Here is a 13,563-nt window from a genome sequence, read left to right on the forward strand (position 1 = left end):
CGCCGAGTATGTACGGCCAGGGGATGAAGGGGTGAGGCGGTTAGGTGAGGGCGAAACGCAGGGCCGCGTCGACGTGGAGCGCCATCGAGTCGAAGTACGGGTCGGCGACGTCGTCCGCGGTCAGCACCATGGGGATCTCGGTGCAACCAGAGATGACGCCTTGGGCTCCGCGTGCCTTGAGCTCGTCGTAAACACCGCGGGTCCACGCCGCCGCACCCTCGGGGACGATTCCGCGCGCGAGGTTGCCGTAGATGAGGTCGTGCACCTCTTGGAGGGTGGGCTCCTCGGGAACGATCGTGGTGATCCCGCGCGCGGCCATGTGGTCGCGGTAGAACGGATCGCGCATCGTGTACCCGGTGCCCAGGAGCGCGATGGTGTCGAGGCCGGCCGCTTCGATGGCGTCTGCGGTGGCGTCAAGCATGTGGATGACTGGGATGTCGATCGCGCTCGCGACGGCTGGCGCAACCTTGTGCATGGTGTTGGCGCAGATGAGGATGGCCTCGGCGCCTGCGGCCTCGAGTGCTTTCGCGTCCTTGGCGAAGGTCTGGCCCAACCCTTCCCAGTCCCCGGCCGCCTGGGCGTCCGCGATGGTCTGGAAGTTGTAGCTGCGCACCAGCAGGTCGGCGGCGCTCGACCCTCCTCGGGCAGTGTTGACGCCCTCGTTAAGCAGGCGCTCGAACTCCAGCGAACTGTGCCAAGTGATGCCGCCGAGCAGTCCCAGGCGGCGCGGTTCGGTGCGGGTGGCTGTGATGGGGCTCATGCCTCCGACTGTACGGCGATGCCCCCGGATGTGGTCCAGGGCCACCGGCGTCCAGTCTGGCCCCCGGGCGCGTCCGGGACTGGCGCGGATGCTCGGGCGAGGCGTGGAGCGAGGACAGCGCCGACGATCGTCACCACGCACATCGGAAGGAGCGTCCACACCATGTTGTCTGAGTTCACGGCCAAGATGGCTGCGGTCACCGCGGCTCCTAGGAGCGCTCCAACCTGACGTTGGGTATTGAAGACGCCCGAAGCGCTTCCTGCCAGTTCCGACGGGATCGAGACCATCGCGATGACTGAGAGCGGTGACCACACGAATGAGTTGGCCACGCCAAACACGGCGAGGGCTGCGCCAATGACGATTGGTCCCGAATCGAGGCCCACCGCCACCGTGACCGCACACACTGTGCTTGCGAGCATGGCTGTGCCCAGGACGGCGACACGGCCTGCTCCTATGCGATTGACCAGAGAGCCGGCGACGGGAGCGCACACCGCCGCACACAGGCCCATCGGTATCAGTACGTAGGACGACGGCCCGGGTGCGAGTCCTACGTCAACTTGGAGATAGAGCATCACCGGGATCATGATCGCCGAGACGGCGAATGCAGTGGTCGCGACAACGATGACGGAGAGCGTGAACGGCCGTGACCGGAAGAGTGACAGAGGCAAGAGAACCTCATCAGGAGCACCGCGCTGATGTCGCAAGTACCAGGTCAGGAGCGCGATGCCGCCAACGATGAGCAGAGGCGCGGGAACCCATCCTTCGATCAGCATCCACTGATGTGCTGGTCCTTCGTGGATACCCACGACGACGGCCAATATCGCCATCATCGTCACGGCTATGCCGAGGAGAGGGACTGTGCGAGCTTGTTGAGGAAGCACTGGTAGCCACAGCCACGCTGTCACGAACGCGATCGCACCAACCGGCACGTTGATGAGGAATATCCATTCCCAGCCGAGGGAGTCGATGAGGGCCCCACCCAGGAGGGGACCACTGATGCTGGCGACACCTCCGACAGTTCCCCATAAGCCCATCGCGATGGGGAGCTCTTTGCCGGCGAATGTCCGCGCGATGATGGCCATCGATTGTGGTGTCATGGCGGCGGCGCCGAGCCCTTGAAGGACTCGAGCGCCCACCAGTACCTCGAAAGACGGCGCGAGTCCCGCGATGGCAGAGGCTGCGATGAACGTCCCAAGCCCCACCAAGTACAGGCGGCGTGGGCCGTACCGGTCACCGAGACGTCCGGTAACGAGCAATGGAACTGCGTAGGCGAAGAGGTACGCGGTTGTAATCCAAAGCACGGCGGCGGCGTCGATACCGAACGCCTCCATGAACGTGGGAGTCCCCACCGAGACGATCGTTCCATCCACGAGGAGGAGGAAGAAGCCAAGGCATAGGGTCGCGAGCGTGTGCCACCGGCGTGAGTCAGAGCCATGCGGCGTCATGCGGGAACCTCGCGGTTTTGCGGCGTCGAATGCGATGCGCCGTTGGCCGTGGCTGTAGTGACAGAGTCCTGCGCACGTGCGGACTTGCGCGCGATGGGGATGAAGAGGATCGCGGAGAGTGTCAGCACGACACCGATGGACGCGAGTGCCCACCACACGGATCCTTGACCGTACAAGGTAAGGACGACGAGTGGGCCCACGACTGCGCCCGCATCGCCGGCCGTCCGTGTGATGCCCACCGCAGTGCCAGTCAGCCGTCGTGGCACGCGGTCCGCTGTCACAACGGCCGGCACCATTCCGGAGACTGCCGAAGACACGCTGTATGCGGCGATCAGGACCCCAAACACCCAAGGTTCGTTGGCGAGGGGGAAGAGCATGACTGCCAAGATTGCGAATGCTGTCGCCGGCAAGAAAACGCTCAGCCGCGCACCGCGATTCACAGCCCGGCCGATAGGCCCGAGCGTGGCAATTGAGAGGCCCGTTCCTACGGCCAGCATGACGCCCAGCATCGTGGGACTTACCTTCGCGATGTCGTATGCCATCGTAGGAATCAAGCCTTGCTCTCCACCAAAGCGGGCAAAGAAGGCCGCAAACGAGACGACGGCAAGCACCGTGATAACCCATGCAATCGACGAGCGCTGGCGCCGCGGCGTTTCGGTAACTTCCACGGAGCGTGATTGGGTCGCGGGTTCACCGCCGCGTGTTGCAGCCCAGTAGTGGCGCGCAGGTCGCGTCACGTCCCAGACCATGACCGCGAGCAGGGGAACAACAATGACGGGAAAGACCCATCGCAAGCCCCAGGTGTCAGCGACCCATCCTCCGACAAACGAGCCGATGGCAGCCGCAGACAGCTGCACGACCGTTGCGGTCGCGATGACTGAGCCGCGTCGAGAAGCCGGGGCGCCTGCGATGAGGACTGCAAACGCGATCGTGATGGTTGCGCCGCCGAAGAGTCCTGCAATGAGCCGGAGGGCCACCAAGTGAGTGGGGGAGGACACGAGCGCTGTCGCGACGGTCGTCACGATCAGCCCGGTCGCCGTGACGAACAGGTAGGGGCGCGGACGCCACCACTTCATCATGATGCCCGCTGGGATGCCGATGATCGCGCGCCCCAGGGCGAAGGCCGCGAGTGCGGGACCGAGCAACGCAATGCTGGTCCCGAACTCGCGGGCGTAAAGGGGTAGTACAGGCGCGAGCGCACCCCACGTGAGCTGGCTCGCGCCGATGAAGGCACTGAGAACGAGCGCTTGCTCGGTCAGGGTGGACTCGCGCGGCAGTGTCATGGCCGGAGGTTCTCTCGCAGCGTGCCGTGGGGGTATTGAGGGGCAAGTGCTCCGCGACGGCGCAGTTCTGGTGCGAGCAGATCAGCGATGTCGGTGTAACCGCCGGGCATCGACAGCGGGGAAGAGAACATGAACCCTCCTCGGCTACCTGTGGCCTCGAAGTTCTCCTCGAGCGTGTCAGCGACAGCCTCTGCCGTCCCACACACGACGTGGTCGTAGTGCGTCGCGTGACGCCACCCGCGCTCAAAGAACTCGTCCTTGGACATCTGGTAATCGGCGCCAAACTCCTCGAGGAGTGACCCCACCAGACCGCCAGGGCTCGCCTGCTGTGCTCGAATCAACTCCCCGAGCTCGCCAAGGACAATCGTGTCCGGTAGATCGGAGAAGTCGTAGCCCGCGTTGTGAGAGAGGTACGCGCCCACTGCTTCCTCGTCCCAGAACTCGAGCGTCTCGGCCAATCGTGCACGGGCTTCGTCGTCCGAGCGACCAACGACTGCCTGAACGGACCAGAGGATGCCGACCTGTGAGGGGTTGCGGCCTTCGGCCGTAAGTGCAGCGTCGAGTGCATCGCGGTGACGTAATTGCGACGCCAAGCCTGAACCTGCGCCAAAGACGAGGTCCGCGAACTTGGCGGACGCTGCGATGCCCCGCGGTGAATTGCCGGCCTGAATGAGAACTGGCCGGCCCTGCGGGCTTGGAACACTCGACAGCGGTCCCTTGACCTTGAAGAACTCGCCATCGTGGTTGATGGGATGCACCTTGGACGGATCCGCGAACCTGCCGGTCTCTCGGTCCGCGACGATCGCATCGGGCTCAACCGAATCCCATAGCTCCTGGCAGACCTTGACGAACTCCTCCATACGCTCGTATCGCTTGGCGTGTTCCATCAATTGATCGAAGCCATAGTTGTTCGCGTCGGCGCTGCGAGTCGATGCGACTACGTTGAACGCGAGCCGGCCAGCGGTGACGTGATCGAGCGAATTGAGCAGGCGCGCGACATAGAACGGGTGCATGAACGTCGACGAGTAGGTGAGGCCAAAGCCGATGTTCTCGGTGACTGCGGCCATGGCCGCGATGAATGGACTCATGTCCTGGCGTGGCCACTGGATTCCCCACTCGACGGCGGGGTCAATCGAGCCGCGCCAGGTGTCGGGGATTCCCGAGCCGTCTCCGAAGAAGAGCAAGTCGATGCCGGCGCGCTCGGCCGTCATCGCGAGTTCCTGAAAGACGCGGACGTCGGGGAACGATGTGCCGACCCACGAGCCTGGTCGGGCCCATCGGCCTTCTGTGTGGCTGAAGGAGAGGTCGAATGCGAGGTGCATGTTGCCGGTCATGAGGCAACCTTTCGTGCTGCTGTTGTGGTGTGCCACAGCTCGACGATGTCGGAAGTCGTCGAGATGAGGGCGGCGTTGTCGCTGAGTTGACGCAACGCGGCGGTGTGGACTGGTAGGTCGTATGCGGCGGTCGCATCGGACGCCACGACTACAGGGAAGCCCGTTTGAAAGGCGTCCAAGGCTGTGGTCGCGACGCAACACTCTGTGGTGAGGCCCGCCATAACGAGCCATGTGATTCCGGCGTGACGCAGTTCGTTCTCGAGGTCTGTGCCGTGAAAACCGGAGTAGCGTCGCTTTTTTACGACGATCTCCCCTGGCTCGGGTGCCACGCGGAACCATTCAGCGCCCACCGTGCCCTCGACACACGGGTACGTCGCGTCGAGCGGGGCATCCATCGGGTTGCCCGCCAGCCAGTTCGATGTTTGCCATGGCTGCGTCGGGTCGGACGCGAGTTCGACCCACACCACCGGGATGCCCAAGCCGCGGGCCGTCGAGACGAGCTCTTGCATGGTGTCGATCGCAGCTGACACTGCCTTCATCGCCTCATCGGTAAGACCGAATTCGCGAATGAAGTCCGGATCTCCGAACGATCGCTGGACGTCGATGACAACAAGGGCGCCATTTTGGTCGTCGGCCACGAGTGCGGCTCCTGCCGGTACCTGCGCTAGTGCGGGTACGCCACTCATGCAGGCACGTCCTTGCCTCGCAAGAGTGGCAAGGCCTCGGCTCCAAAGATCGGAAGCTCTCGCTCGTAGTCCGGGAAGATGAGCATGAGTCCGTCAAGCTCTGCCTTGTTGACTATGGTCTCGATCTTCTCAACGACCGTGTCTCGTGAGCCCGCGACAAAGGGAGTCTGGAATGCGGCGTGGCCCTTTGCCTCTGCGGTCCAGCTCAGCGCACGGTCGTGCGGCATTCCCCAGGACATCGCCATGGCTGTCAACGCCTCGCGATCGACACCCTCGCCGTAGGCCTCCGCGCGCTGCTCCGCGATGGCGTCGGTTTCGTCCATCACGACGGTGAGCATCGCGTAGGTCTTGCACTCGCGGTCGAAGGAAGCGGCCCGTTCGTGCACGTCCCGCGAGAGGTCTCTGAGCTCTTCGGGTGAGTCTGCGCCCAAGAACGCGCCGTCGCAGTGCTTCGCCTGGAACGCACGCCCAGGCTCGGACCGGCCCGCACTAATGAGAGTGGGTGTCGTGCTCGGTTGGGGACGAGACTCACAGTCGGTCAACGAGAAGAACTCGCCGTCCATGTCGACGCGCCCGTCGTTCCAGAGTGCCTTAATGGCCGTGATCCACTCATCGACCATGCGATAGCGCTCGTCCTTCGTCATGGCCGCATCCCACATGCCCATCTGCTCGAACTCGGCGGCGTAAGAACCGGAGACGATATTCATGCCGACGCGACCCGGCGCGATGTGCTCGAGGGTCGTGAACATCTTGGCTGCGATCGCCGGGTTCTGAAGGTTGGCGTGGACGGTGGCCCAGATATCGATGGTGCTGGTGGCCTCTGCGATTCCGGCCATCATGGTGATCGACTCGAGAGTCCGTCCCCAGTGGTCCGTGGTGCCGCCGAAGCCGCGCCACTTGGCCATCGCCATGGCGAAGTCCATGCCGGCTTCCTCCGCGAGGACGGCCGTGTTCTTGTTCTGCTCGTATGTGGCCTCGGCGTGCGGTGCCGTGTCCGAGATGAGCCATCCTCCGTTGCCGATCGGCAGGAAAACTCCGTATTCCTTGGAACCCATGGTTCCCTCCTTCAAGTCAGTGGTGGTCCGCGAGACGGTTAGGACGTCGCGGGCCAGACGAGTGCGGTGCCGTCGTAGATGGCGTCGTTGAACGACCCGTCAAAGAGGTCGAGAGCCTCGTCTGCGGTGAGCCCCGAGGTCACGAGCTCGTATTCGGTGAGGAAGTCGTAGATGGTGGCGACGAGGTCGCTATCGACGGTGCCCAAGGCTGCCTCGGGGTCCGCTGACTCTGTGACGACGCCCACTTCGGTCTCCCACACGGCGATGTTGTGGTCGACGTCGTAACCGGGTCCGGACTCCTCGGAGGCGTAGCCCACGCACTCTTCGGCGTTTGAGGCGCAGTAGTCGTACGCGTGAGTGATGGCGCGAAGGAAGTCCTCAACCGCTGTGGGGTTTTCCGCGGCGAAGTCTGGGTTCACCGCCGTCACACCCATGGATGAAGGCACGTCGTAGTCATAAGGGCGCCACACTGTGACGTCCTCGCCCATAGCGGCGAGAAGGTTGGGCTCGTTTGAGATGTATCCGGTGAGTGAGTCGACTTGACCTCGCGGGAGGATCGAGGGGTCGTAGCCAACGGTCACCTGGTCGATTGCATCAATGTCGACGCCAGCGTTTGAGAGCATTGCTGCGACGGTGGTCGGAAGGGACCCCTTCTGGCCCAACGTTGTGCCCTCGAGTTCCGTGAGGTCAGTGACATCGGTTGGGGTCATCAGAATGTCGAGGCCGACGTCGGAGAAGACCGACACTCCGAGAATGTTGATGTTGTTGTCCGCAGCGAGAATGATGTTCTGGGCGTCAAGGCCTGTGAACTGGATGGTGTTCGCAGCGAGGAGCTGGGTGTTCTGAGCGGTGTCGCCCGTCCCCGGTTGCACCGTGACGTCGAGGCAGAGATCCTCGAAGTACCCAAGTTCCTTGGCTGCGACGACGTTCAGGATTCCCACGGATGCTTGGTAGTAGTAACCAGTTGCGAAGGTAATTTCTCCGGCCTCGGTGTTGAGGTCGCAACGCTCCTGCGAGAACTCGGCTGCCTCGGTTTCTGGTGCAGCGCTCGAGGTCGTAGCTGGCGCTTCGCTTGCCATCGCCGACGTATCTGACGTGGCTTCCGAGTCGGTGGCGCACCCGGTCAAGAGGAGTGCGGTGGACGCCGCGAGGGCGATTGTGGGTAGGCGGTAGTGCATGGTGTGCTCCTTGGAGGCAGTGTGCGGGTGACCCGCAGGGTGGTGGGGAGAGGGGTGGTGCTACTGGCCCTGGCGTGACTCGTGCCAGTGAAGGACTCGCCGTTCTACGACGGTGACGAGGAAGAGAAGTCCAGCGCCCATGAGCGCGAGGAAGAAGATCGAGGCGTAGATCACGGCGAGCTGGTTGTTCGACGACGCCAGGCTGATCGCGGTGCCAAGGCCCTCGGCGGCACCAGGGGCGTTCAACTCGGCGACAACGGCACCGATGATCGACAGCGGGAACACGACTCTGAGCGCAGTGAACATGTACGGCAGCGAACTCGGGAGTCGGAGGTAGCGCAGCGTTTCAAAACGTGACGCCTTCAGGGTTCGGAAGACGTGGAGTGCGGCGGGATCCACTGACAACAGCCCCGTGGAAACGCTGATGAGGATCGGGAAGAAACAGATCAGCGCGGTCACGATGAGTTTGGGCTCGGGACCGAACCCGAAGGCGACGACTAGGGCAGGTGCAAGGGCGACCAGCGGTGTCACGTTGAGGACCACCGCGTAGGGCATGATCGCGCGACGTGCGATCGGCATCTCGCTAATGAGGATCGCCAGCAAAAACGACGTCACGAACGCGATGCCGAGCCCGACAAGCGAGACCTGTAGCGTGACCCACGCGTTGGACACGTAGTACTGCCAATCGTTGACGATCGATTCGCCGACCGCGGTCAGAGGCGGGAGGAGGAACGGCTTGGTGTGCGCGGTCCAGGCCCAAAGGGACGCGAAGACCACGAGGAGTGCGGTGGCCGGTAGCCAAAAGCTTGGCTTCAAGACTGCGACAGCGGACGCCACCGAGCTCGAGATCTTGCCGCCTCGGGCCTGTCTCTCCGCGAACTTCGTCGTGCCCGTCGCATCCGTGGTGGGCGCGGCGGCATTGTTGATAGCGGTCACTCGCTTCTCCTGACTTAAGCCGCAGCTTGGGAGTTGTCGCGCCATGCAGACTGCAGGTGCTGGCGAATGTGGTTTTCGTACTGGTGGAATTCGGCGCTACTCAGGAGCTGCTCGTCTCGCGGCCTAGGTAGATTGATCTCCACTTCTGCCGTGATACGTCCAGGATTCGCCCCCATGATGATCACTCGATCGCTGAGGCGCACGGCCTCAGAGACGTTGTGGGTGACGAACACGACGGTGGTCTGCATGTCTCGCCAGATCTCGAGGAGCTGACCCTGCAGGGCCTCTCGCGTGAACTCGTCGAGCGCGCTGAAGGGTTCATCCATGAGCAGGACCTCGGGCTGAATGCCAAAGGCACGCACGATGGAGGCCCTTTGTCGCATTCCTCCGGAAAGCTCGGCCGGCAACTTGTGTGCAGCATCGGCCAGGCCCACGCGCTGAAGGAGCGCATCGATGTCGACCGGCTCGGTTCGGACCTGCGCTCCGCCGATCCCGTGTCGGCGCCGTCGTTCTGCACCCGGGTTGATTCGCGACGGCAGCGTGACGTTCTTGCGGACTGTCAGCCAAGGAAGCAGGGCGGGCACTTGAGGGACAAGGCCGACCATCTTCGCGTTGCAGGCGTCCTCGGTCGACAATCCGAAGATGGAGACTTCACCGTCGTCTGCCGTCTCAAGTCCCGCGATCATGCGCAAGAGCGTGGACTTGCCGCATCCGGACGGTCCAATGATGCTCACGAAGTCGCCGCGACGGATGGAGGCATCGACGCCGCCAAGCGCGACGACTGGGCGTTCCGCGTCGCCGTATGCTTTGCGGGCATCAGAGACCACGATCGCGTCGGGGTGCTGAGGGAGTGTCATGGCTACACCAGGTTTCGGTAGGCGCGGTTTTGGTAGACCAGCGGCGCGTTCTCGCTCGTGCAGACCGCTTCAACTTCAATGAGCAGCATCAGATGGTCGCCGGCGTCGTCTCGGTGAGCGATGCGGCCTTTCAGTGCGGCCATGTGGCCGTCGATCACGGGCAAATCAACGTGCTCCTCGGCGAGGGCGACTTCGCCAAACTTGTCGTTGTTTTTGCGTGCAAAGTGGCTCGCGACGTCGCCTTGCCCTTCGGCCAATATGTTGATGGCCACGCGCTCCGCTTCGCAGAAGGCCCGGTAGCTGTCGGCCGTCTCTGCGAGGAACACGGCCACGAGTGGGGGAGAGGACGACACGGAAGTAAAGCTGTTCGCGGTGAATCCGTACCGCTCGCCCTCGTGGTGAGTGGTCACAACAGTGACTGAGGTGGCCATGGCTCCAAGTGCTTCACGCAGGTGATTCGGGTCGAAGGACTGGGGCGAGGGGGAAGCGCCGCTTGAGGCGGCCGATGCTGTGGTGCGGTGAGAGACGGTAGTCATGAGAGTTCTCCTCAGGTCAGGAAGGGCGACGGTGCCCCGAGATGTGTGTTGTGAGCTACGCGGAGGCAGCTGCGGAGACGACAGGCAGGATGGGCTCGTGACGAGAGACCCAGGCATCGATTGCGCCGTCGAGTGCGCTCTCGTCGCGGGCTACGGACTCCATGACGCCCAAGCCTGCGAACGGAGTCAGCGCACCGACTTCGCCGAGCAGCGTGCTCGTGTGAAGGGGCGTCGAGTACGCGTGTACCGGTGAGCCAGCGACGGCAACGGGGACCGCGATTGTGCCTGCCAGTGACGCGGGCCCATACCCGTCGAGGAATGCCTTGAGGAGGCCCGTATAGGTCCCCTTGTATGACGGGGTCGCGACTACAACGAGTTGTGCATCGGCTACGCGGCGGCGGGCTGATTCAGCGTCGGGGTGCTGCCACGTGAGCAGGGTGTCCGTGATGTCAGACAACTCCAGAACGGAGATGTCGAGATCTACACCAGCGGCTTCGCCAAGTGCGCGAGTGGCGCGTGTGGCGACGTCGAGGGTCGTGGAATTCGGTCGGGGATTCCCCGAGACGATGAGGGTAGGGCAAGGCATAGAAACCTCCTGAGCTCGATCCTTGAGTGAACAGAGCGGAGAGCTTGCTGGCCGAGTGAGTGATCCAATTGGCCTGCGGAGGTCCGTCGTACTGATGGCTACATTAAGGGCCGGACGTTTCTTGAATCCGCCCCACGTGTTAAATCTGTGTGTCGTCCAGTTCTTGCTCAGCGTGAAGTCGACGGGTGCCGTCCGTGCCATGAACGTAGATGTCAACGCCGAGGTCGTGAGCGGCCTGTGCGGGCCAACTCGTTGCACTGAAGTACGGAGCGACGGGCTCTGTAATGCACAAGACCAGGCGGGCCTTTGGCGCAACGGCGGCGCGTAGCCATGTGAGTTTCAGCATGTCCGCGAGAACCCGGTTGCGGTGCGCGGACCGCACCGTTCCTTGTGTCGCAACTACTTTGACCAGGACGGAGTCATCCGAAGCGGCACCGTCGACCTCTGCCCGCACCCCGGACGGGAGCTTTAGAGCGCGTGGCTCAAGAGGAACTTTTAGGGTGGCCGCCAAGTCGGTGAGCATCCGAACCTCGATGGAGTCCGGTGCAAAGCGGTGCCACGGATGAGGCATCTTGCCAGCGGATTCGGTCATGCCTGCATTGTGGCAATCGAGTGTTTCTCGTCCGTTACTGGCGTGCGCCGGACCGATGACGTACGGGGCGCTGGGGCGAAAGGGTTACAGTGAAGTGGAATGTTGACGGGAGAGTGAGACATGCGCATTGGTGAGTTGGCAGACAAGGCCGGCGTGACCGCCAAGACCGTTCGGTACTACGAGTCGATCGGGCTCCTGCCGGATCCTGGCCGAACCTCGTCCGGCTACCGCGATTACGACGAGGAGTTCCTCAAGCGCCTCACGTTCGTGCGCGATGCTCAAGCCGCAGGCCTGACGCTCAAGGAGTCGCGTCAGATTCTCGACATGAAGTCGGAGGGGCACTCGACGTGCGAGCACACGAGCGCTCTGCTGGACCAGCACTTGGCGCTCATTGAGAACCAGATCGCTTCGCTTGAAGCAGCCAAGTCGGAACTCCAGGCGCTGCGAGCTCGCGCCGACGTTCTGGACCCCGACTCTTGCAACGACCCCAACCGCTGCCAGGTCGTGGAGCACGCCGCGCACTAAGTGGCCCGCGGCGAAGTGCCCAGATACCAGGGGTGCCGGTGGGCGGCGCGGGGACCATCGTCCCGTCGCATTCGGCGCCGTTCCCGATAGAGTCGTGAACCGAAGGCGACGGTGCGCAAGTGCCTCCGCCGCCGCGTGCGCCTGAGCGCGTCGCGGGTCCGGATTCACATGACGACGGCACGACGCATCTGCGCGCGTGGCAGCTCGAGAGGCAGGGCGCATGAAGATCGCCATCCCGAAGGAGACGGCCGAGGGCTCGACCTTGGTGGCCGCGACACCCAAGACGGTTGAGGCGCTCACGAAGCTCGGCTATGAGGTGCTGGTTGAGGCGGGTGCCGGACAGGCTGCGAACTTCGGTGACGAGGCCTACCTGGTTGCAGGCGCCGCGGTCACGGATGCCGCCAGCGTGTGGGGTGGGGACATCGTCGCCGCCTACAACCCGCCCACCGAGCAGCAGCGAGACCTCCTCAAGCGCGGCGGCGTCCTGATTGGCACCCTCGCCCCGCACTCCAGCCATGACCTGATCGCGGACCTTGCCCAGCGCAACGTCACCGCGCTCTCCCTGGACGCCGTACCCCGCATCTCCCGCGCACAGGCCCTCGACGTGCTGTCCACGATGTCGAATGTGTCTGGCTACCGCGCGGTGATCGAGGCCGCGGAGGCGTACGGAGCGATGTTCGCCGGCCAAGTCACCGCCGCGGGCAAGACGGACCCCGCCACGGTCTTTGTCATTGGCGCCGGAGTTGCCGGCCTTGCGTCGCTCGGGGCCGCAGTCTCCCTGGGTGCTCAGGTGCGCAGCTTTGACGTCCGCCCCGAGGTCGCCGAGCAGATCGAGTCCATGGGCGCGACCTTTGTGCACGCCCCGGCTGCCCAGCAGGAGGTCTCCTCCGACGGCTACGCCAAGCCACTCACGCAGGAGCAGCTCGCGGCCGCCCTCGACGTCTACGCAGAGGAGTCGAGCAGCGCCGACATCGTCATCACCACCGCGCTGGTGCGCGGCTCCGCGCCCACGACCATCACCGCAGACATGGTCGCGGCCATGAAGCCGGGGTCCGTGATCGTTGACCTGGCGGCGATCGGCGGCGGCAACTGCGAACTGACCGTGCCCGGCGAGAAGGTCATCTCCGACAACGGCGTGACGATCATCGGCTACACCGACCTGCCCAGCCGCATGCCGCAACACACGTCGCAGCTCCTCGGCACCAACATCGTCAACCTCATGAAGCTCCTCACGCCCGCGAAGGACGGCGAGGCGGTGCTCGACATGGAAGACGAGGTCGTTCGCGGCATGACCGTCGCCTCGAACGGCGAGGTGATGTGGCCGCCGCCTCCCGTATCGGTTTCGGCCGATGCTGGCGCCAGGGCCGCTGCCGCCGCACCCGAGGTGTCGGAAGAGGAGCGCAAAGCGGAAGCCGAGCGAGCATCGGCCCAAGAGGCGGCCAGGAAGAAGCGCAATGCGTGGACCATGGGCGTCTCGGGCGGACTGCTCGCGATTGCGCTGTGCTTCGCGAACCCCGCGTTCCTCATGATGATGACCGTCTTCATCCTCGCGGTCTTCATTGGCTATTACGTGATCTCGAACGTGTCCCACTCGCTCCACACCCCGCTGATGAGTCAGACGAACGCGATTAGCGGAATCATCCTCGTCGGTGCGCTGCTACAGCTGGGATCGTCGTCCACGGTGGTGACGGTGCTCGCATTCATTGCCGCCTCCGTCGCCTCGATCAACGTGTTCGGCGGATTTCTCGTGACCTACCGGATGCTCGGCATGTTCCAGAAGGGAGCGTGAG

Annotated in this window: 14 protein-coding genes; 2 read left to right on the plus strand and 12 right to left on the minus strand. The window is 63.8% G+C overall.

Annotation, left to right across the window (positions count from 1 at the left end; genetic code table 11):
* Nucleotides 1-40: 40 nt before the first annotated feature.
* The 12 genes from AOP74_RS06060 to AOP74_RS06115 all read right to left on the minus strand — a co-directional run bounded on the left by AOP74_RS06060 (nt 41) and on the right by AOP74_RS06115 (nt 11,248).
* On the minus strand, nt 41-760 hold the full coding sequence (locus AOP74_RS06060) for an aspartate/glutamate racemase family protein (protein ID WP_061961426.1): 720 nt from the start codon (nt 758-760) through the stop codon (nt 41-43).
* Complete coding sequence (locus AOP74_RS06065) at nt 757-2,205, minus strand: MFS transporter (protein WP_061961427.1); 1,449 nt, start codon at nt 2,203-2,205, stop codon at nt 757-759. The genes AOP74_RS06060 and AOP74_RS06065 overlap by 4 nt, the downstream gene beginning before the upstream one ends.
* Complete coding sequence (locus tag AOP74_RS06070; RefSeq protein ID WP_061961428.1) at nt 2,202-3,488, minus strand: MFS transporter; 1,287 nt, start codon at nt 3,486-3,488, stop codon at nt 2,202-2,204. Before AOP74_RS06070 ends, AOP74_RS06065 begins: the two co-directional genes overlap by 4 nt.
* Nucleotides 3,485-4,822, minus strand: coding sequence for an NtaA/DmoA family FMN-dependent monooxygenase (locus AOP74_RS06075; RefSeq protein ID WP_061961429.1), 1,338 nt, complete (start codon nt 4,820-4,822; stop codon nt 3,485-3,487). Before AOP74_RS06075 ends, AOP74_RS06070 begins: the two co-directional genes overlap by 4 nt.
* On the minus strand, nt 4,819-5,508 hold the full coding sequence (locus AOP74_RS06080; RefSeq protein WP_082096037.1) for a cysteine hydrolase family protein: 690 nt from the start codon (nt 5,506-5,508) through the stop codon (nt 4,819-4,821). The genes AOP74_RS06075 and AOP74_RS06080 overlap by 4 nt, the downstream gene beginning before the upstream one ends.
* Nucleotides 5,505-6,563, minus strand: a complete 1,059-nt coding sequence (locus AOP74_RS06085; protein ID WP_061961431.1) for an LLM class flavin-dependent oxidoreductase — start codon at nt 6,561-6,563, stop codon at nt 5,505-5,507. Before AOP74_RS06085 ends, AOP74_RS06080 begins: the two co-directional genes overlap by 4 nt.
* A 38-nt stretch (nt 6,564-6,601) precedes the next feature.
* On the minus strand, nt 6,602-7,741 hold the full coding sequence (locus AOP74_RS06090) for an ABC transporter substrate-binding protein (protein WP_061961432.1): 1,140 nt from the start codon (nt 7,739-7,741) through the stop codon (nt 6,602-6,604).
* A gap of 60 nt (nt 7,742-7,801) precedes the next feature.
* Nucleotides 7,802-8,677: an ABC transporter permease gene (locus AOP74_RS06095; protein WP_236683732.1), complete on the minus strand. Its 876-nt coding sequence runs from the start codon at nt 8,675-8,677 to the stop codon at nt 7,802-7,804.
* A 14-nt stretch (nt 8,678-8,691) separates the two neighbouring features.
* Nucleotides 8,692-9,534: an ABC transporter ATP-binding protein gene (locus tag AOP74_RS06100; protein WP_061961433.1), complete on the minus strand. Its 843-nt coding sequence runs from the start codon at nt 9,532-9,534 to the stop codon at nt 8,692-8,694.
* 2 nt (nt 9,535-9,536) lie between these two features.
* Nucleotides 9,537-10,070, minus strand: a complete 534-nt coding sequence (locus tag AOP74_RS06105; RefSeq protein ID WP_061961434.1) for a flavin reductase family protein — start codon at nt 10,068-10,070, stop codon at nt 9,537-9,539.
* Nucleotides 10,071-10,125: 55 nt separating this feature from the next.
* The gene (locus tag AOP74_RS06110) at nt 10,126-10,656 is read right to left on the minus strand and encodes an NADPH-dependent FMN reductase (protein WP_061961435.1); all 531 of its coding nucleotides are present in this window, start codon (nt 10,654-10,656) and stop codon (nt 10,126-10,128) included.
* A 139-nt stretch (nt 10,657-10,795) separates the two neighbouring features.
* Nucleotides 10,796-11,248, minus strand: a complete 453-nt coding sequence (locus AOP74_RS06115; RefSeq protein ID WP_061961436.1) for a hypothetical protein — start codon at nt 11,246-11,248, stop codon at nt 10,796-10,798.
* A 120-nt stretch (nt 11,249-11,368) separates the two neighbouring features.
* Between AOP74_RS06115 and AOP74_RS06120 the strand changes: the two genes are divergently transcribed.
* Nucleotides 11,369-11,773, plus strand: a complete 405-nt coding sequence (locus tag AOP74_RS06120) for a heavy metal-responsive transcriptional regulator (protein WP_061961437.1) — start codon at nt 11,369-11,371, stop codon at nt 11,771-11,773.
* 220 nt (nt 11,774-11,993) lie between these two features.
* On the plus strand, nt 11,994-13,562 hold the full coding sequence (locus tag AOP74_RS06125; RefSeq protein ID WP_061961438.1) for a Re/Si-specific NAD(P)(+) transhydrogenase subunit alpha: 1,569 nt from the start codon (nt 11,994-11,996) through the stop codon (nt 13,560-13,562).
* Nucleotide 13,563 lies beyond the last annotated feature (1 nt).

The sequence above is a fragment of the Demequina flava genome, from assembly GCF_000975035.1.
GTDB lineage: Bacteria > Actinomycetota > Actinomycetes > Actinomycetales > Demequinaceae > Demequina > Demequina flava.